The sequence below is a fragment of the Pseudomonas sp. BN505 genome (assembly GCF_029873175.1).
GTDB classification, from domain to species: Bacteria; Pseudomonadota; Gammaproteobacteria; order Pseudomonadales; family Pseudomonadaceae; genus Aquipseudomonas; species Aquipseudomonas putida.
This window is the reverse complement of the sequence record NZ_SSOI01000067.1, coordinates 467421-487665: the sequence shown is the minus strand read 5'-3', so window position 1 is coordinate 487665 and position 20245 is coordinate 467421. Positions and strand designations below refer to the sequence as shown.

Sequence of the window (20245 nt, the reverse complement as noted above, 5' to 3'; positions counted from 1 at the left end):
CATCCGCAGAGGTGCGCGCATTCGTCACAGATCACCCCGCCCGCTCCAAGGGCCTGTCGCAGGGCCAGTGGCCGTACGGCAGAATCTGCATTTCGCATCGCTCATGCCCGTCAACGCCTTGTATTCCGGGGGTTACGCGATTTCCTGGGGTGTCAATCCGTGCCTTCTCGACCGCCTGAAAAACTGTCAATGGCACAAATTGTCGCAGAGCTTATTCTTTATTGATTGAACGTTCAATCAAAACAAAATAGACTGGCCTTCGCCGAGTCAGCCGCCCGTCGTCTGCTCGCAGGCCTGAGGAGATAGCAAGATGCCCAAGGTCGGTATGCAACCCATCCGCCGCCAGCAGTTGATCGAAGCCACATTGCAGGCGGTCGATCAGGTCGGTCTGGGGGACGCCAGCATTGCGCTGATTGCCCGTTTGGCCGGTGTGTCGAACGGCATCATCAGTCACTACTTTCGGGACAAGAACGGCCTGATAGCAGCGACGATGGGTTACATCATGAGCATGCTCAACGAAGGCGTCAGAGCACGCCGTCAGGCCCTGACGGACGACAGCCCGCGCGCTCACCTGAAAGTGATCATCGAGGGCAACTTCGATGCCAGCCAGGTGAACGGCCCGGCAATGAAAACCTGGTTGGCCTTCTGGGCTTCCAGCATGCACCAGCCCGATTTGCACAGGTTGCAGCGGATCAACGACCACCGCTTGTATTCCAACCTGTGCTGCCAGTTCCGCCGCGCCCTGCCGCTCTACCATGCGCGTAAGGCAGCCCGCGGCCTGGCAGCCCTGATCGACGGCCTGTGGCTGCGTGGCGCCCTGTCGGGTGATGCATTCGACACCGGCCAGGCGATACGGATTGCTTACGAATACATGGATCTACAACTGGCTAAACAGCACACCCTGGGCACAAACGACCAGGCCGCTGAACAAGCACGCACGGCCCTTGCCAACCCAGCAGGAGCGTGACGCGCAAGCCAAACCACACACTGCACTTGCGAGGACACTATGGCCCGTTTCGGAACGCAAAAACTCTACATTGATGGCGCTTACGTCGACGCTGGCAGCGATGCCACTTTCGAAGCCATCAACCCGGCTACCGGCGAAGTCCTCGCCCACGTGCAACGTGCCACCGAGGCTGACGTCGAGAAAGCTGTCGAAAGCGCCGAGCGTGGCCAGAAAGTCTGGGCTGCGATGACCGCCATGCAGCGTTCGCGCATCCTGCGCCGCGCCGTCGACATCCTGCGCGAGCGCAACGATGAGCTGGCCCAGCTGGAAACCCTGGATACCGGCAAGTCGTACTCCGAAACCCGCTACGTCGACATCGTCACCGGCGCCGACGTGCTGGAATACTATGCAGGCCTGGTGCCGGCCATCGAAGGCGAGCAGATCCCGCTGCGCGAATCGTCCTTCGTCTACACCCGCCGCGAGCCGCTGGGCGTGACCGTGGGTATCGGCGCCTGGAACTACCCGATCCAGATCGCCCTGTGGAAATCCGCCCCGGCCCTGGCCGCCGGCAACGCGATGATCTTCAAACCGTCGGAAGTCACCTCGCTGACCACCCTGAAACTGGCCGAGATCTACACCGAAGCCGGCCTGCCAAATGGCGTGTTCAACGTTCTGACCGGCAGCGGCCGCGAAGTCGGCACCTGGCTGACCGAGCACCCGCGCATCGAAAAAGTCTCCTTCACCGGCGGCACCACCACCGGCAAGAAAGTCATGGCCAGCGCCTCCAGCTCCTCGCTGAAGGAAGTCACCATGGAACTGGGCGGCAAGTCGCCACTGATCATCTGCGCCGACGCCGACCTGGACAAGGCCGCCGACATCGCCATGATGGCCAACTTCTACAGCTCGGGCCAGGTGTGCACCAACGGCACCCGCGTGTTCATCCCGGCTGAAATGAAAGCTGCTTTCGAAGCCAAGATCGCCGAGCGCGTTGCCCGCATCCGTGTTGGCAACCCGGAAGACGAGAACACCAACTTCGGCCCGCTGGTCAGCTTCGCCCACATGGAAAACGTGCTGGGCTACATCGCCAAGGGTAAAGAAGAAGGTGCCCGCGTACTGTGCGGCGGCGAGCGTCTGACCGAAGGTGAATTCGCCAAGGGCGCCTTCGTGGCCCCGACCGTGTTCACCGACTGCACCGACGACATGACCATCGTCAAGGAAGAGATCTTCGGCCCGGTCATGAGCATTCTGTCCTACGAGACCGAAGAAGAAGTGATCCGTCGTGCCAACGACACCGAGTACGGCCTGGCCGCCGGTGTGTGCACCAACGACATCACCCGCGCCCACCGCATCATCCACAAGCTGGAAGCCGGCATCTGCTGGATCAACGCCTGGGGTGAATCGCCGGCCGAAATGCCGGTCGGTGGCTACAAGCAGTCGGGCGTCGGCCGTGAGAACGGCGTCAGCTCGCTGGCTCAATACACTCGCATCAAGTCGGTCCAGGTCGAGCTGGGCGGCTACAACTCGGTTTTCTAAGCCCTGTCTAGCCACGCCCGTGCCACTGTGCACGGGCGTTCCCGCTCCCTGATCACCGCCAACACGAGGGTACTTTCATGTCCCAAGAATTCGATTACATCATCGTCGGTGCCGGTTCGGCCGGTAACACCCTGGCTACCCGCCTGACCGAAGACGCCGGCGTCACCGTACTGCTGCTGGAAGCCGGTGGCCCCGACTACCGCTTCGACTTCCGCACCCAGATGCCAGCCGCCCTGGCCTTCCCGCTGCAAGGCCGCCGCTACAACTGGGCGTACGAGACCGACCCGGAGCCGCACATGGACGGCCGCCGCATGGAATGTGGCCGTGGCAAGGGCCTGGGTGGCTCGTCGCTGATCAACGGCATGTGCTACATCCGCGGCAACGCCATGGACTTCGACGGCTGGGCAGAGCTGCCAGGCCTGGAAGACTGGACCTACCTGGATTGCCTGCCGTACTTCCGTAAAGCCGAAACCCGTGACATCGGCCCGAACGATTACCACGGTGGTGAAGGCCCGGTCAGCGTTGCCACGCCAAAGGCCGGCAACAACCCGCTGTTCCACGCCATGGTCGAGGCCGGCGTGCAGGCTGGTTACCCGCGCACCGAAGACCTCAACGGCTACCAGCAGGAAGGCTTCGGCCCGATGGACCGTTCGGTCACCAAGAACGGCCGCCGCTCCAGCACCGCCCGTGGCTACCTGGACCAGGCCAAGAAGCGCCCGAACCTGACCATCGTCACCCACGCCCTGAGCGACCGCGTACTGTTCGACGGCAAGCGCGCCGTTGGCGTGACCTACCTGGTCGGCGACAGCGAAGAGCGTGTTGAAGCCCGTGCCCGCAAGGAAGTGATCGTCAGCTCCGGCGCCATCGCTTCGCCGCAGCTGCTGCAGCGCTCCGGCGTCGGCCCGCGTCACCTGCTGGAAAGCCTCGACATCCCGGTTGTACACGACCTGCCGGGTGTTGGTGAAAACCTGCAGGACCACCTTGAGCTGTACCTGCAGTACGCCTGCACCCAGCCGGTATCGCTGTACCCATCGCTGCTGTGGTGGAACCAGCCGGCCATCGGTGCCGAGTGGCTGTTCAACGGCACCGGCATCGGCGCCAGCAACCAGTTCGAGGCTGGCGGTTTCATCCGTACCCGCCCTGAATTCAAGTGGCCGAACATTCAGTACCACTTCCTGCCGGTGGCCATTAACTACAACGGCTCCAATGGCGTGAAGGAACACGGCTTCCAGGCGCACATGGGTTCCATGCGTTCGCCTGCCCGTGGTCGCATCCAGGCCAAGTCGAAAAACCCGCGCCAGCACCCGAGCATCCTGTTCAACTACATGTCCACCGAGCAGGACTGGCAGGAATTCCGCGACGGCATCCGCCTGACCCGCGAGATCATGGCCCAGCCGGCGCTGGACCCGTACCGTGGCCGCGAGATCAGCCCGGGCGCCGACGTGCAAACCGACGAGCAGCTGGACAAGTTCATCCGCGAGCACGCCGAAACCGCCTTCCACCCGTCCTGCTCGTGCAAGATGGGCACCGACGACATGGCAGTGGTCGACGGCGAAGGCCGCGTGCATGGCATGAAAGGCCTGCGTGTGGTCGATGCCTCGATCATGCCGCTGATCATCACCGGCAACCTCAACGCCACCACGATCATGATTGCCGAAAAGATCTCGGACAAGATTCGTGGCCGCAAGCCGCTGCCGCGCAGCACTGCCAAGTACTATGTGGCGGGCGATGCGCCGGTGAAAGGCAAGCCGATGCGTGAAGTGAAGCAGGGTTGAAACCTTGATCAGGGGCCGCACAGCGGCCCCTTTCACTTTTGCTCAGGTGGGCACCGCAAAGAAGGTGCGCATCAACGAGTCATCCTCACTGCCCAGTCGCACAGCCAGTGCCTGGCGGTCGAACAACATTCCGGAGCGCATCTCACGCACGGTATTCCCGCTTGGCGCCTGCGCCAGTGCCTTCAGGCACACCTCCGTAAAGTGATAGTTGTGCCCTTGAACGGCCGTTACCTTTTCCACTTGCAGGTAGCGCCCGGGCATCATCAAAGACTCTGCCTCATCTGGTCGCCTTGAAAAGGGCCCGATCGGCGTCGCCTGCATGTCCTCGCCTGGTTCCAATACATACACCAACGCATTTTCATCAAAAGCACTCCGGCCACTGACCTGGGTCTGAGGGTCATTGAAAACCTCCCAGAGGGCATAGGGGTTTTCCGTGAATGACGTGAAGTCGGTGGTCACCAGTACATCACCCACTTCAATGGCACCCTCACCAGATACCTGAAGACCCGTGCCCCGCAGGCTGGAAGCCGCCCGGTACAGCCTCACCTGATTACTGACGCCAATTTGCCCCAGTGCGCGGGCAAGGTCGTGGCTGCGCTGGATATTCCCGGCGCGACTGCCCTCTAGCGGCATGCCCCGCCACAGGTTGTTGTAGCGCTCCGGCGAGCTGGTGTACTCGGCAATGGCGGGCGAACCAAAGCCGTGCTCATCGCGATAGACGGGATACGGCTCACTGAATGCATCCAGATACTCGCCATTGGCCCCCACGGCATCGAGATCAGCGCACGGCACCGCGCCCAACAGGGCTTCCTGCCGCGCCAGCGCCTTATCCGACGTAGCCAGCAATTCGTCTGCCGCTGGGGCCATGTAAGGCCCCCATTCGACCTTGCCGGCAGAGGCTTGCGCCTGACCAGCCACACGCGGGGGGACGTGGCCATCGGTGAACAGCTCGCTGGCACGCATCATGGCTATATCAAGCAGAATGAACAGAATATCCGTCAGTACTGACCACCATGCAGCTGTGCGCCAGGCCTGCTTGCCATTGATTGCCCGGTCCAGGTGCAGAGCGAGGCTTGCGGTGCCCAGACCGAGCGATGCCAATATCACTGGCCAGCCAAGCGGCGTCATCGGCGCGATTATAAAACTCGCTGCTTGCAAGCCCGCCAGCCAATCGGCCTTGCGCAGTTGTGCGTTGGTGGTCAGCCGCTCATGAGCATCGCTGGCCAGATCATCCATGACCGCATCGCGCAGATGGACGAACAGGTCCCCTGCAATGGCCGGCCCGGAAATCATGGTGTCGCCCCGCGACTGCGCAAGCGACTTGAAGTAATCGCGTAAACGCGGGCGCAGCGACTGCGCCAGTACCCCGTCCCCGACGAACAACCTGACCAGCCGCTCTCGCCCCACATCCGTGGCTGCCTGGTCCGCCATCCATTCCTGAAACGCGTGGCGATCGTCGAATACCTGCACGACATCCTGTGCATCGGCAAGATAGAGGCACAACCTGCCAGTCTTCAGCTTACGCAGGAACAGCATCCTGGCGCTGATATCGCCGACGGCCAGTGCGCTCCATCCATGTTGGGTATTCGCTTCCTGGTCCTGTCGCAGGCCTTGCACGGTACTCGGCAAACCGGGTACAGCGACCGTTGCCATTACCAGCTCCTGGCGCTCAGGGTCGCTCAACGTGGATCGGCCCACAGCGGCAAGGAAGCGGGCGCGGGCCAAGACACAATAGTCTTCGCCATTGCGCGAGCGAAACTGGCGCAGTGCCTCGGCGTAGCGCCCCGCAAAATCCAACCGCCAGAACGCCGCCAAGACCTCCTGTGGGTCGAGCCGCACCTCGTTGCGCTCGTCATAGACCCTGTGGCTGGCATCGACCCGGTAGAAGCCACCGTAAATACTCAGCTCGTCAGCACTGGCCTGCTGCTGCGGGCTGAACCGCTGGATGACCAGCTCGGTCAGGCTCAAGGACCGCAGTGGCGGCCCGTTGTGGCACCAGCCAGTGAAGCTCGACGAACTGCTGGCCGCCGACTGGAACTCGTGCCAGTAAAGCCCGTCCGGATCCAGCCAGTAACCTAGCTGGCGGCGAAGCACATGGCCCGCCGCCTGGCGCGCCAAGTTGTGCAAATCAGGAAATTGTCCGAGCAGGCGCTGGGCCACCTGGGCCAGAGAAATGGGTGCTTTGACGTTCATGTTACGCGGCTGCCTGATAGTGGGCGCACCATTGCAGCCGCAAGCCGCAGCGACGATGCGGTATCGCTTTACAGCCTGCGCTGGCCTCGGGTTAGAATCGATTGGCACGTGACCTGCTAGCTTTTGCTGAAAAACGCGCTACCACGTCCCTTCCCGCCGCTGTCTCGGAGTACCTGCCTTTGGATGCAAGCACCATCAACAGCCTGTTCTTGATCGGCGCATTGCTGGTGGGTGCAAGTATTCTGGTCAGCTCGCTGTCGTCGCGGCTGGGCATCCCCATTCTGGTCATCATCCTCGCCGTCGGCATGGTCGCCGGTGTCGATGGTGGCGGCATCATCTTCAACAACTACCCGACCGCCTACCTGGTGGGCAACCTGGCACTGGCCGTGATCCTGCTCGACGGTGGCTTGCGCACGCGGGTGGCAAGCTTCCGCGTGGCGCTGTGGCCGGCACTGTCGCTGGCCACGGTCGGGGTAATGATCACCACCGCCCTCACCGGCCTGGTCGCCGCCTGGCTGTTCAACCTGAGCCTGATACAGGGCCTGCTGATCGGCGCCATCGTCGGCTCAACCGACGCCGCTGCGGTGTTCTCGCTGCTGGGCGGCAAAGGCCTGAACGAGCGGGTTACCGCCACCCTGGAGATCGAGTCGGGCAGCAATGACCCGATGGCGGTTTTCCTCACGGTCACCCTGATCGACATGATCGCCAGCGGCCAGACCGGCCTGCACTGGAGCCTGCTGGGCCACCTGTTGCGCGAATTCGGCATTGGCGGGCTGCTGGGCCTGGGTGGCGGCTGGGTGATGCTGCAGCTGGTCAACCGCATCAACCTGGCCGGTGGCCTGTACCCGATCCTGGTGGTAGCCGGCGGCCTGGTGGTGTTTTCGCTGACCAACGCCCTGCACGGTAGCGGCTTCCTCGCCGTGTACCTGTGCGGCCTGGTGCTGGGCAACAAGCCTATCCGCAGCCGCCACGGTATCCTGCACATGCTCGACGGCATGGCCTGGCTGGCCCAGATCGGCATGTTCCTGGTGCTGGGGCTGCTGGTCACGCCCCACGACCTGCTGCCCATCGCCTTGCCGGCGTTAGGCCTGGCATTGTGGATGATTCTGGTGGCGCGGCCGCTGTCGGTGGTCGCTGCACTGCTGCCGTTCAAGGCCTTCCATGGCCGCGAAAAGGGCTTTATCTCCTGGGTAGGCCTGCGCGGCGCGGTACCGATCATCCTGGCGGTGTTCCCGCTGATGGCGGGCCTGCCAGACGCCCAGCTGTTCTTCAACCTGGCGTTCTTCATCGTGCTGGTGTCGCTGTTGGTGCAAGGCACCAGCCTGCCGTGGATGGCCAAACTGCTGAAAGTGACCGTGCCGCCAGACCCGGCGCCGATCTCCCGCTCAGCCCTGGAAGTGCACATCACCAGCGAGTGGGAAATGTTCGTCTACCGCCTGGGCGCCGAAAAATGGTGCATCGGTGCCGCCCTGCGCGAGCTGAAAATGCCCGAAGGCACCCGGATTGCCGCCCTGTTCCGTGGCGAGCAACTGCTGCACCCCTCCGGCAGTACCGTGCTGGAAGTGGGCGACATGCTCTGCGTGATCGGTCACGAGCATAACCTGCCGGCGCTGGGCAAACTGTTCAGCCAGGCACCACAGCGTGGCCTGGACCTGCGGTTCTTTGGCGACTTCGTGCTCGAAGGCGATGCCGAACTGGGTGCGGTGGCAGCGCTTTACGGCCTGAAACTCGATGGCCTGGACGCGAAAATGCCGCTGGCGCAGTTCATCCGACAGAAGGTCGGAGGCGCTCCAGTAGTAGGTGACCAGGTCGATTGGCATGGCACGATCTGGACCGTGGCAACCATGGACGGGAACAAGATCCAGAAAGTAGGCGTCAGATTCCCCGAAGGAACGCGACCCGGACCAGGATTGTTCCTCTAAACTTCGTTTCTGCCGGATCCACAAGTAGTCTGCCTATGTCCCTGCGCGTGTACCTTCGCACAGCCCTGCTCGGGCTGTGCCTGTCCCTTTCCTTTGCGGCCACCGCAGCAGAGGCCCCGACCACCGCCAGCATCCAGAACAGCCTCGACAAGATTGCCGAGCGCAAACTGCCCGAGGCTGACCAGAAGGCCCTGCAGCAAGTGCTCGAACAGACGTTGAGCCTGCTTGCCAGCAAGGAAGACAACGAAAGGAAGCTCGCCGCGCTCAAGCAGCAGCTGACCAGTGCCCCCAAGGAAACCAGTGACAGCCAGAAGGAACTGGCCAGGCTCAAGGAAAGCAAGGCGCAGCCTGTCGCTCAACGCTACGCCGCCCTCAGCGTGCCACAGCTCGAGCAAATGCTCAGCGAACGTAACACCCAGCAGGGCGAGCTGCAGAAGGCGCTGTCCGAAGCCAACAGCCTGATCATCAATTCGCAAACCCGCCCGGAACGCGCCCAGGCCGAAATCAGCAACAGCCAGGCCCGTACCCAGCAGATCAACAGCATCCTCAAAACCGGCAAGGATGGCGGCAAATCGATCAACGCCGACCAGCGCAACCAGCTCAATGCCGAGCTGGCCTCACTCAACGCACTTACCTTGCTGCGCCGCCAGGAACTGGCTGGCAACAGCCTGCTGCAAGACCTGGGCAACGCCCGCCACGACCTGCTGATCGAGCGTGCCGCGCGCCTGGAGCAGGAAATCCAGGACCTGCAGACGCTGATCAACGATAAACGGCTGGCCCAGTCGCAAGAGGCGGTTACCCAGCAATCGATCGAGGCCCAGAAAGCCGGCGGCAGCAGCCTGCTGGCCAGCGAGAGCGCGGCCAACCTCAAGCTTTCCGACTACCTGCTCAAAAGCACCGACCGCCTCAACGAGCTGACCCAACAGAACTTGCGCACCAAGCAGCAACTCGACAGCCTGACCCAGGCCGATCAGGCGCTGGACGAGCAGATCAGCGTACTCAAGGGCAGCCTGTTGCTGTCGAAGATCCTCTACAAACAGAAGCAGGCGCTACCGCACCTCAAGCTCGACCGAGACCTGGCCGATCAGATCGCCGATATCCGCCTGTACCAGTTCGAGATCAACCAGCAACGCGAACAAATGAGCAGCCCGGTTACCTACGTCGACAAACTGCTGGCCAGCCAGCCGCAGGCAGACGTCACCCCGGCCTTGCGCAAAGCCCTGCTGGAGGTGGCGATCACCCGCAGCGATCTGCTTGAGCGCCTGAACCGCGAACTGTCGGCACTGCTCAACGAGTCGATCACCCTGCAACTCAACCAGAAGCAGCTGCTGGGCACCGCGCAGAGCCTGCGCACCACCCTCGACGAACAGATGTTCTGGATCCCCAGCAACAAGCCGCTGGACTGGGACTGGCTGAGCTATGTACCCCAGCGCCTGGCCGACCAGGTCGCCAACCTGCCGTGGGGTTCGGGCCTGAAAGAGCTGGCCGACGGCCTGAGCCAGCGCCCGCTGCTGTTCCTGCCGCTGTTGCTGGTCATCGGCGCCCTGTTGTGGCGGCGCAAGTACCTGTACCAACGGCTGGGCAAGGTGCACCAGGACATCGGCCACTTCCGCCGTGACAGCCAGTGGCACACGCCCCAGGCGATCCTTATCAACATCCTCCTGGCGATGCCGGTCAGCCTTGGCCTGGCGCTGTGCAGCTACGCCCTGCAGATCGACGCCCGCGGGCAAAACGCCAACCTCGGTGCCGCCCTCTGGCAACTGGCCCAGGCCTGGCTGGTGTTCTACACCGCCTACCGCATCCTGGCCCCCGGTGGCGTGGCCGAAATCCACTTCCGCTGGCACAAGCCGCAAGTCGAGTTCCTGCGTGGCTGGGTACGCCGCCTGGGCACCGTGGTGCTGGCGCTGGTGGGCGTGGTGGCGGTGGCCGAGCACCAGCCTTCGGCGCTGGCCGACGATGTGCTGGGTATCGGCGTGGTGCTGACCTGCTACGCACTGATGGCCTGGCTGCTCAGCCGCCTGCTGCTCAGCAGCCCCGCGCACCGCGACACCTCGCTGTTCCGCAAGGCAGTGGGCGTAGCGTTCACCGCACTGCCCATCGCCCTGTTCGTCGCCGTGTGTTTCGGCTACTACTACACCGCATTGAAGCTCACCGACCGACTCATCTACACCCTGTACCTGCTGCTGTTCTGGCTGGTGATCGAGGCGGCGTTCGTGCGCGGCCTGTCGGTGGCGGCACGGCGCCTGGCCTACCAGCGCGCGCTCAGCAAACGGGCAGCGGCCAAGGAAGGGCTGGATGGCGAAGTCATCACCGAAGAGCCGACGCTGGACATCGAGCAGGTCAACCAGCAGTCGCTGCGCCTGATCCGCCTGGCCCTGCTCGGCGGCTTCATCGCCGGCCTGTACTGGGTGTGGGCAGACCTGATCTCGGTGTTCGCTTACCTCAACAACTTCGTCCTGTACGAATACACCAGCGGCACCGGCGCCGCCGCCAGCATGGTGCCGATAAGCCTTGGCGACCTGCTGGGTGCGCTGGTGATCGTCGGCATCACCTTCGCCCTGGCCGGCAACTTGCCTGGCCTGCTGGAAGTGCTGGTGCTGTCACGCCTGAACCTGGCCCAGGGCAGTGCCTATGCCACCACCACGCTGCTGTCGTACACCATTGTCGGCATCGGTATCGTCAGCACCCTGTCGACCCTGGGGGTGAGCTGGGACAAGCTGCAATGGCTGGTGGCCGCGTTGTCAGTGGGCCTGGGCTTCGGCATGCAGGAAATCTTCGCCAACTTCATCTCCGGCATCATGATCCTGTTCGAGCGCCCGGTACGCATTGGCGACACCATCACCATCGGCAACCTGTCGGGCACGGTGAGCAAGATCCGCATCCGCGCCACCACCATCACCGACTTCGACCGCAAGGACATCATCGTCCCCAACAAGACCTTCATCACCGGCCAGCTGATCAACTGGTCGCTGACCGACACGGTCACCCGGGTAACGCTGAAGCTGGGCATCGACTACGGCTCTGACCTGGACCTTGTGCGCGACCTGCTGCTCAAGGGCGCACACGAAAACCCGCGCGTGCTCAAGGACCCGGAACCGATCGTGTACTTCCTCAACTTTGGTGAAAGCTCGCTGGACCACGAGTTGCGCATGCACGTGCGCGACCTGGGCGACCGCAACCCGACGCTGGACGAGATCAACCGCTACATCAACCGCGAGTTCAAGGCTCACAACATCAAGATCTCGGTACGCCAGGTCGAGGTGTTCCTGATGGACCAGAAGGGCGGCAAGCAGCAGCTGATTCCGCTGGAGCAACCTAAACCGGATGGCACTGCACCGGCCTGAGTGGGCTCGAATGCTTTATTCTGTGCTGAATCTCAGGAGCAGCCCGTGAAAGCCCTCGACCAACTCACCTTCGACAACCGCTTCGCCCGCCTGGGCGATGCGTTCTCCACCCAGGTGCTGCCCGAGCCCATTGCAGACCCGCGCCTGGTGGTAGCCAGCGAGTCGGCCATGGCCTTGCTCGAGCTCGACCCCGCCCAGGCCGACCTGCCGGTGTTCGCCGAGCTGTTCAGCGGCCACAAGCTGTGGGAAGAAGCCGACCCACGGGCGATGGTCTATTCCGGCCACCAGTTCGGCTCGTACAACCCACGGCTGGGCGATGGCCGCGGCCTGCTGCTGGCCGAAGTACTCAACGACAAAGGCGAGCACTGGGACCTGCACCTCAAGGGCGCCGGCCAGACCCCTTACTCACGCATGGGCGATGGCCGCGCCGTGCTGCGCTCGTCGATACGCGAATTCCTTGCCTCGGAAGCCTTGCACGCACTGGGTATCCCAAGCAGCCGGGCGTTGTGCGTGATCGGCTCCAGCACCGCGGTGTGGCGTGAAACCCGCGAAAGCGCCGCCATGCTCACGCGCCTGGCGCAGAGCCATGTGCGTTTCGGCCATTTCGAGTATTTCTACTACACCAAGCAGCCCGAGCAGCAGCGCGTGCTGATCGACCATGTCCTTGAGCAGCACTACCCCGAATGCCGTGACGCCGAACAACCGTACCTGGCCATGTTCCACACCATCGTCGAGCGCAACGCCGAACTGATTGCCCGCTGGCAGGCCTATGGCTTCTGCCACGGGGTGATGAACACCGACAACATGTCGATCCTGGGCATCACCTTCGACTTCGGCCCTTACGCCTTCCTGGACGACTTCGACGCCAACTTCATCTGCAACCACTCCGACGACCGTGGCCGCTACAGCTACGCCAACCAGGTGCCCATCGCCCACTGGAACCTCAGCGCGCTGGCCCAGGCCCTGACCACCGTGATCGAAGTTGAGCCGTTGAAGGAAGCGTTGGGGCTGTTCCTGCCGCTGTACCAGGCCCATTATCTGGACCTGATGCGCCGGCGTCTGGGCCTGACCACTGCCGAGGACGACGACATGGCGCTGGTCGAGCGCCTGCTGCAGTGCATGCAGCGTGGCGGCGTGGACTACAGCCTGTTCTTCCGAAAACTCGGTGAGCAGCCGGTGGCCGATGCGCTGAAAGTGGTGCGCGACGACTTCATCGACCTGGCCGGCTTCGATGCCTGGGGTGCAGATTACCTGGCCCGCTGTGAACGTGAACCCGGCAATGCCGAAGGCCGCCGTGAACGGATGCATGCGGTGAACCCGCTGTATGTGCTGCGCAACTACCTGGCGCAGAAAGCCATCGAAGCGGCTGAAGCGGGGGACTACAGTGAGGTGCGGCAATTGCACCAGGTACTGACCAGACCCTTCGAGGAGCAGCCCGGGATGCAGGCCTACGCCGAGCGGCCGCCGGAATGGGGCAAGCACCTGGAAATCAGCTGCTCTTCCTGATTGATGATTGCTCTACCGGCCCTATCGCCGGCAAGCCAGCTCCCACAGGTAACGTGCCAGACTTGAGGCAAGCGGTACCCCTGTGGGAGCTGGCTTGCCGGCGATAGGGCCCGAACAAACAACACAAGGAATTGATATGTCCGACCCACTGGTAATCCCCTGCCCCCACTGCAACGGCCTCAACCGCCTCCCCGCCGAGCGCCTGGGCGATGCCCCGAAATGCGGCCGCTGCAAACAGGAGGTGCTGTTGAGCACCCCCTTCGAGCTCACCGAAGCCAGCTACGCCAGCCAGATCAAAGGCGACCTGCCGCTGCTGGTCGACATCTGGGCCGACTGGTGCGGCCCGTGCAAATCCTTCGCCCCCACCTTCGAACAGGCTGCCCGCCAACTTGCCGGCCGCTGCCGTCTGGCCAAGCTCGACAGCGAAGCCAACCGCAACCTCGCCGGGCAACTGGGCATACGCTCGATCCCCAGCTTGCTGCTGTTCAAGAACGGGCGCGAAATCAGCCGCCAGGCCGGGGCGTTTCCACTCCAGTCGTTGCTGGAGTGGGTGCGTAGCCAAGGGGTTTAAGCGTTCTCTTCGAGTAACGAATGCAACTCGACAAACTGCTGAGTCAGTTTGTGCCGCGGCTCCAGGTGAATCAGCGGCAGGCTGGCGTGGTGCGATTCGCGCATCTTCACCGAGCTGCCCAGGTACACCGGAAGCACCGGCAGGCCTTCGGCCAGCAGCTCGTCGAGCATCTGCTGCGGCAGGCTGGCACGCGACTGGAACTGGTTGACCACGATGCCTTCGACCATCAGGTCTTCGTTGTGGTCTTCCTTGAGGTCTTCGATCTCGGCCAGCAGGCCGTACAGGGCCTGGCGCGAGAAGCTGTCGCAGTCAAAGGGGATCAGCACACGATCAGCCGCGATCAACGCGGAAACCGCGTAGAAGTTAAGCGCCGGCGGGGTATCGATGTAGATACGCTCGTAGTCCTCGTCCAGCTCGTCGAGCAACTTACGCAGCTTGTTGATCTTGTGCTTGGCCTCAAGCTTGGGCTGCAGGTCGGCCAACTCGGCAGTGGCCGTGACCACGTGCAGGTTGTCGAACGGGGTTTCGTAGATGTCGACCTTGTTCTTCTTGCTGAACGGCCCGCTGGACAGGCTTTGCTTGAAGAAGTCGGCGATACCCATGGGGATGTCCTCGCCGGTCAGGCCGGTGAGGTACTGGGTCGAGTTGGCCTGGGCATCCAGGTCGATCAACAAGGTCCGATAGCCTTCATTGGCACTGACCGCCGCCAGGTTGCAGGCGATGCTCGACTTGCCCACGCCACCTTTCTGATTGAACACCACGCGCCGCATGATTGACCTCCGTGTTTCAACGAATGCCCGAGTATGTGGCGGCACTGCGGCAATGGCCAGTGCCATTTGGCCTGCATCACCCCTGGCCGACCACCTGCCCCGTCAACAGCTCGGCAAACGCCTTGGCCATCACCGAATTGCCGCGCTCGCGCTGCACCAGCCACACCGCCGACATCGCCCCCTCATCCAGCAGCGTGCGGTACACCACGCCTTCGATGCGCATGCGCTGGAACGACGCCGGTAACACCGACACCCCCAGCCCCGCCGACACCAGGCCGATGATGGTCATCGCCTCCCCGGCCTCTTGGGCAAAGTGCGGGCTGAAGCCTGCCTGCCGCGCCAGGCTGAGCAATTGGGCATGCAGGCCGCTGCCATAACTGCGCGGGAAGAATACGAACGGCTCGTGGGCCAGCGCCGCCATGTGCACCCCTTGCTCAGTGCTTTCAGCCAGCGGATGCGATGCGTTGATGACCGCCACCAGCGGCTCGCGGAACAACTCGGTGGCCACCAACCCTTCTGGCAACGGCATCGGCCGCATCAGCCCCACTTCGATGGACTCGTCGAACACCCCTTCGGCCACATCGCGGCTGCTCATTTCCTTGAGGTTCAGGTGCACCGCCGGGAAGCGCTGGCGGAAGGCATGAATGGCCTTGGGAATCTTCGAGGTGAACGGGGCCGACGAGGTAAAGCCGATCTTCATCTCGCCCAGCTCCCCCAACTGCGCGCGCCGAGCCACGTCGGCGGCCTTCTCCACCTGCGCCAGCACCTGACGGGCCTCTTCGAGGAACAGCCGCCCTGCCTCGCTCAGTTCCACCCGACGGTTGGTACGCTCGAACAGCCTGGCCCCCAGTTCCTGTTCCAGGGCCTGGATCTGCTGGCTCAGGGGCGGCTGGGAAATACCCAGTTGCTGGGCGGCACGACCAAAGTGCAGTTCTTCGGCCACGGCGATGAAGTAACGCAGATGACGCAGCTCCATGATCAGCTCCAAATGATTCGAAAAACGTCTTAAATAGGTCGAACAATATATTGGATCTAATCATTAGCCAGCTATATGCTTTTTTCATTGCGCCAGAGGTACCCGCCCGTGAAAACTGCTGTAGCCCCCCTTCCCGCCGAGCCAGAACCTGCTCTACTGAACGAAATGTGGATCGAAAAAGGCACCCCCGCCTTCATGAAGACCGTGCTGGCGCTGTTCAGCGGCGGCTTCGCCACCTTCGCCCTGCTGTACTGCGTGCAGCCGATGATGCCGCTGCTGTCGAAGGAATTTTCCATCAACGCGGCCCAGAGCAGCCTGGTACTGTCGGTGTCCACCGCCATGCTGGCGTTCGGCCTGTTGATCACCGGCCCCATTTCTGACCGTATCGGGCGCAAGCCGGTGATGGTCTTTGCCCTGGTTTGCGCCGCCCTCTCCACCCTGGCCAGCGCGGTGATGCCAAGCTGGGAACTGGTACTGGCCACCCGCGCCCTGGTTGGTCTGTCACTGAGCGGCTTGGCTGCCGTGGCCATGACCTACCTGAGCGAAGAAATCCACCCACAGCACATCGGCCTGGCCATGGGCCTGTACATCGGCGGCAACGCCATTGGCGGCATGAGCGGCCGGCTGATTACCGGCGTGCTGATCGACTTCGTCAGCTGGCACACGGCAATGCTGACCATCGGTGGCCTGGCCTTGGTCGCCGCACTGGTTTTCTGGAAGGTGCTGCCCGAATCGCGCAACTTCCGCCCGCAGATGATGAACCCGCGCAGCCTGCTGGACGGTTTTGTCATGCACTTCAAGGATGCCGGGCTGCCTTGGCTGTTCCTTGAAGCCTTCCTGCTGATGGGCGCCTTCGTCACCCTGTTCAACTACATCGGCTACCGCTTGCTGGCCGAGCCTTACCATATGAACCAGGCGCTGGTGGGCTTGCTGTCGGTGGTCTACCTGTCCGGCATCTACAGCTCGGCACAAGTCGGCGCGCTGGCGGACAAGCTGGGCCGGCGCAAGGTGTTCTGGGCCAGTATCGTGGTGATGGCGGGTGGCTTGCTAATGACCCTGGCCAGCCCGCTGGCGATGGTGATTGTGGGCATGCTGGTGTTCACCTTCGGCTTCTTTGGCGCGCACTCGGTGGCCAGCAGCTGGATCGGCCGCCGGGCGCTGAAGGCCAAGGGGCAGGCATCGTCGCTGTACCTGTTCAGCTATTACGCAGGGTCCAGCGTGGCCGGTACGGCGGGCGGGGTGTTCTGGCACCAGTGGGGCTGGAACGGCATAGGACTGTTCATTGGCAGCTTGTTAGCCGTGGCGTTGCTGGTGGCGCTGCACCTGAGCAAGTTACCACCCAAGACAGCCTGAGCATGGGGCTGCTTCGCAGCCCAATCGCCGGCAAGCCAGCTCCCACAGGAACCCACAAGGCTCATGACCTGTGGAGTACTTGTGGGAGCTGGCTTGCCGGCGATTGGGCCATCAGATCAGTTGATGATCTCGACAATATCCACATCCACTTCCCGGCTCATCAGGTGCTTTTCCACCTCACCGGTCAGCTTCACCTTGGTCTTGTCGTTGAACGGCGTCGGTGGCAAGTCTTCGTCGTCGATTTCAACAGTGAGGGTGCCGGTGTTGTCCTTGAACTCGTACTTGTCGTCGTTGTTGATCTTCTTGGTCACATACCCCTGCAGCACCACAGGCGTGTCATCGGCGGCATCGTTGGCAGCCGCAACAGTGGTGACAGACTGGGCGCCAGGGCCGGTATAGGTTGCGGCCAGAGCAGCGGTGCTGAACAGAGGGGCGAGGATCAGGGCGAAATAACGTGCTTTCATGGGGATCGGGTCCTGTTTCGGTTTCGATGGGACCAGATTACCGACGATCGCTGAATTAAAACTTAATGCAACAAAAAGCCCGGTACAGGGCCGGGCTTTTTGTTTTCAGCATTCAACTCACAGGTGGTACTGCGCAGACAGCTCGTGAACGGCATTGATGAACACGCCAGCGTGCTCCGGGTCGACTTCCGGGGTAATGCCGTGGCCAAGGTTGAACACATGGCCGGTGCCGTGGCCGTAGCTGGCCAGGATGCGCGCCACTTCCTGGCGGATGGCTTCCGGCTTGGCGTAAAGCACGGTCGGGTCCATGTTGCCTTGCAAGGCTACTTTGTCGCCCACGCGGCGGCGGGCATCGCCGATTTCGCAAGTCCAGTCCAGGCCCAGTGCGTCGGCACCGGCTTCAGCAATGCTTTCCAGCCACAGGCCGCCGTTTTTGGTGAACAGGATCACCGGCACCTTGCGCCCTTCGTGTTCGCGGATCAGGCCGCTGACGATCTTGCGCATGTAGGCCAGGGAGAATTCCTGATAGGCCGCCGCAGACAGGTTGCCGCCCCAGGTGTCGAAGATCTGCACAGCCTGGGCGCCGGCAAGGATCTGGCCGTTGAGGTAGCTGGTGACTGACTGGGCCAGCTTGTCCAGCAGCAGGTGCAGGGCTTGCGGGTTGTCGTAGGCCATGGCCTTGGTCTTGCGGAAGTCCTTCGACGAGCCGCCTTCGACCATGTAGGTGGCCAGGGTCCACGGGCTGCCCGAGAAGCCGATCAGCGGCACGCGGCCGTTCAGTTCGCGGCGGATGGTGCTGACCGCGTCCATCACATAGCCCAGATCTTTCTGCGGGTCGGGGATCGGCAACGCTTCGATGTCGGCCGGGGTGCTGATGACTTTCTTGAAACGCGGACCTTCACCGGTTTCGAAGTACAGGCCCAGGCCCATGGCATCGGGGATGGTGAGGATGTCCGAGAACAGGATCGCCGCGTCCAGCGGGTAGCGCTCCAGCGGCTGCAGGGTGACCTCGCAGGCAAACTGCGGGTTCATGCACAGGCTCATGAAGTCACCGGCCTTGGCGCGGCTGGCGCGGTACTCCGGCAGGTAACGCCCGGCCTGGCGCATCATCCACACCGGGGTGACGTCTACAGGTTGCTTGAGCAGTGCACGCAGGAAACGGTCGTTCTTCAGGGCAGTCATGTCGGCATCCGGAAAAATAGTGCGGGCATTTTCTCAGACGCCAGCGCAAAAGGCACGGCCATGGCCATGCGTTTTGTCTATTGGATGCCACAGATCAAGCGTTTTTGTATACAAAAATGCCCTGGGGGCTGCTTTGCAGCCCTATTCGCGGCACAAGGCCGCTCCTACAGGGAATCGCATATCTCCTGTAGGAGCGGCCTTGTGCCGCGATGGGCCGCGAAGCGGCCCCAACAATGGATCAGACTTCCAGATAGTCCAGGATACCTTCCGCAGCCGTACGCCCTTCGAAGATCGCCGTCACCACCAAGTCCGAACCGCGCACCATGTCGCCACCGGCAAACACTTTCGGGTTGCTGGTCTGGTGCTTGAACTTGCCCTTCTCCGGCGCTACCACGCGGCCCTGGCTGTCCAGCTGGATGCCATGCTGCTCGAACCACGGCGCCGGGCTTGGGCGGAAGCCGAAGGCGATCACCACGGCATCGGCCGGCAGGATCTCTTCGGAACCCGGGATCGGCTCAGGGCTGCGGCGGCCACGGGCATCCGGCTCGCCGAGACGGGTCTCCACCACCTTCACACCTTCCACCTTGTCCTCGCCGACGATGGCGATGGGCTGGCGGTTGTAGAGGAACTTCACGCCCTCTTCCTTGGCGTTTTTCACCTCTTTGCGCGAACCCGGCATGTTGGCCTCGTCACGGCGATAGGCGCAGGTGACCGCTTGCGCGCCCTGGCGGATCGACGTGCGGTTGCAGTCCATTGCGGTGTCACCACCGCCCAGCACCACAACCTTCTTGCCCCGCATGTCGACGAAGTCTTCCGGCGACTTCTCGAAGCCCAGGTTGCGGTTGACGTTGGCGATCAGGAAGTCCAGCGCGTCATGCACGCCCGGCAGGTCCTCGCCCGGGAAGCCGCCCTTCATGTAGGTGTAGGTGCCCATGCCCATGAAGACTGCGTCGTACTCGGCGAGCAGCTGCTCCATGGTGATGTCGGTGCCCACCTCGGTGTTCAGGCGGAACTCGATGCCCATGCCGGTGAACACTTCACGGCGGTTGCTGAGCACGGTCTTTTCCAGCTTGAACTCAGGGATGCCAAAGGTCAGCAGGCCGCCGATTTCCGGGTTCTTGTCGAAGACCACCGGGGTTACCCCAGCGCGTACCAGCACGTCTGCGCAGCCCAGGCCAGCCGGGCCGGCACCGATGATGGCGACGCGCTTGCCGGTTGGCTTGACCTTGGACATGTCCGGGCGCCAGCCCATAGCGAAGGCGGTGTCGGTGATGTACTTCTCCACCGAACCGATGGTCACCGCGCCGAAGCCGTCGTTCAGGGTGCAGGCACCTTCACACAGACGGTCTTGCGGGCACACGCGGCCACACACTTCCGGCAGGGTGTTGGTCTGGTGCGACAGCTCGGCCGCAGCCAGGATGTTGCCTTCGGACACCAGCTTCAACCAGTTGGGGATGAAGTTGTGCACCGGGCACTTCCATTCGCAATACGGGTTACCACAGCCCAGGCAGCGGTGCGCCTGGTCTACGGACTGCTGCGGCTTGAACGGTTCGTAGATTTCCACGAACTCCTTCTTGCGCTGGCGCAGCAGCTTTTTCTTCGGGTCCTTGCGGCCCACTTCGATGAACTGGAAGTCGTTATTCAGACGTTCAGCCATTTTTCAAAACCTCTTTACAGCAGCTGCAAGCTACACGCTGCAAGCCGCAAGAC

Annotated in this window: 14 protein-coding genes; 8 read left to right on the top strand and 6 right to left on the bottom strand. The window is 62.7% G+C overall.

Going from position 1 to position 20245, the window contains the following annotated elements:
* Positions 1-310 precede the first annotated feature (310 nt).
* The 3 genes from betI (at position 311) to betA (ending at position 4254) form a co-directional block, all read left to right on the top strand.
* Positions 311-967: a transcriptional regulator BetI gene (gene betI / locus E8E78_RS24695; protein WP_016502023.1), complete on the top strand. Its 657-nt coding sequence runs from the start codon at positions 311-313 to the stop codon at positions 965-967.
* A gap of 39 nt (positions 968-1006) precedes the next feature.
* Positions 1007-2479 carry a betaine-aldehyde dehydrogenase gene (gene betB / locus E8E78_RS24690; RefSeq protein ID WP_049277792.1) on the top strand — a complete coding sequence of 491 codons (1473 nt, stop codon included), beginning with the start codon at positions 1007-1009 and terminating at the stop codon, positions 2477-2479.
* Positions 2480-2556: 77 nt separating this feature from the next.
* Positions 2557-4254, top strand: coding sequence for a choline dehydrogenase (gene betA / locus E8E78_RS24685; RefSeq protein ID WP_016502025.1), 1698 nt, complete (start codon positions 2557-2559; stop codon positions 4252-4254).
* Positions 4255-4296: 42 nt separating this feature from the next.
* On the opposite strand, the gene E8E78_RS24680 is transcribed toward betA, so the two are convergent.
* Positions 4297-6447, bottom strand: coding sequence for a DUF6543 domain-containing protein (locus E8E78_RS24680; RefSeq protein ID WP_059394469.1), 2151 nt, complete (start codon positions 6445-6447; stop codon positions 4297-4299).
* 179 nt (positions 6448-6626) lie between these two features.
* Here E8E78_RS24680 and E8E78_RS24675 point away from each other — a divergent pair, with 179 nt between their 5' ends.
* The 4 genes from E8E78_RS24675 to trxC all read left to right on the top strand — a co-directional run bounded on the left by E8E78_RS24675 (position 6627) and on the right by trxC (position 13790).
* Positions 6627-8369, top strand: a complete 1743-nt coding sequence (locus E8E78_RS24675; protein WP_041167927.1) for a potassium/proton antiporter — start codon at positions 6627-6629, stop codon at positions 8367-8369.
* A gap of 35 nt (positions 8370-8404) precedes the next feature.
* The gene (gene mscK, locus E8E78_RS24670; RefSeq protein ID WP_280337146.1) at positions 8405-11713 is read left to right on the top strand and encodes a mechanosensitive channel MscK; all 3309 of its coding nucleotides are present in this window, start codon (positions 8405-8407) and stop codon (positions 11711-11713) included.
* 45 nt (positions 11714-11758) lie between these two features.
* Complete coding sequence (gene selO, locus E8E78_RS24665; RefSeq protein WP_049274622.1) at positions 11759-13219, top strand: protein adenylyltransferase SelO; 1461 nt, start codon at positions 11759-11761, stop codon at positions 13217-13219.
* A 136-nt stretch (positions 13220-13355) separates the two neighbouring features.
* On the top strand, positions 13356-13790 hold the full coding sequence (gene trxC / locus E8E78_RS24660) for a thioredoxin TrxC (RefSeq protein WP_049274623.1): 435 nt from the start codon (positions 13356-13358) through the stop codon (positions 13788-13790).
* Here the strand turns inward: trxC and E8E78_RS24655 are convergent.
* Together E8E78_RS24655 and E8E78_RS24650 are read right to left on the bottom strand one after the other, a co-directional pair.
* On the bottom strand, positions 13787-14560 hold the full coding sequence (locus E8E78_RS24655; RefSeq protein WP_049274624.1) for a ParA family protein: 774 nt from the start codon (positions 14558-14560) through the stop codon (positions 13787-13789). The two genes, trxC and E8E78_RS24655, sit on opposite strands and share 4 nt — an antisense overlap.
* 76 nt (positions 14561-14636) lie before the next feature.
* Positions 14637-15536, bottom strand: a complete 900-nt coding sequence (locus tag E8E78_RS24650) for a LysR family transcriptional regulator (protein WP_016502034.1) — start codon at positions 15534-15536, stop codon at positions 14637-14639.
* Between the two features lie 165 nt (positions 15537-15701).
* On the opposite strand from E8E78_RS24650, the gene E8E78_RS24645 reads away from it, so the two are divergent.
* The gene (locus tag E8E78_RS24645) at positions 15702-16889 is read left to right on the top strand and encodes an MFS transporter (protein WP_232877009.1); all 1188 of its coding nucleotides are present in this window, start codon (positions 15702-15704) and stop codon (positions 16887-16889) included.
* A gap of 116 nt (positions 16890-17005) precedes the next feature.
* On the opposite strand, the gene E8E78_RS24640 is transcribed toward E8E78_RS24645, so the two are convergent.
* From E8E78_RS24640 to E8E78_RS24630, 3 genes are all read right to left on the bottom strand, one after another.
* Positions 17006-17353, bottom strand: a complete 348-nt coding sequence (locus E8E78_RS24640; RefSeq protein WP_049274626.1) for a NirD/YgiW/YdeI family stress tolerance protein — start codon at positions 17351-17353, stop codon at positions 17006-17008.
* 117 nt (positions 17354-17470) lie between these two features.
* The gene (gene hemE, locus E8E78_RS24635; RefSeq protein ID WP_049274627.1) at positions 17471-18535 is read right to left on the bottom strand and encodes a uroporphyrinogen decarboxylase; all 1065 of its coding nucleotides are present in this window, start codon (positions 18533-18535) and stop codon (positions 17471-17473) included.
* A gap of 238 nt (positions 18536-18773) precedes the next feature.
* Positions 18774-20192: an FAD-dependent oxidoreductase gene (locus tag E8E78_RS24630; protein ID WP_016502038.1), complete on the bottom strand. Its 1419-nt coding sequence runs from the start codon at positions 20190-20192 to the stop codon at positions 18774-18776.
* Positions 20193-20245 lie beyond the last annotated feature (53 nt).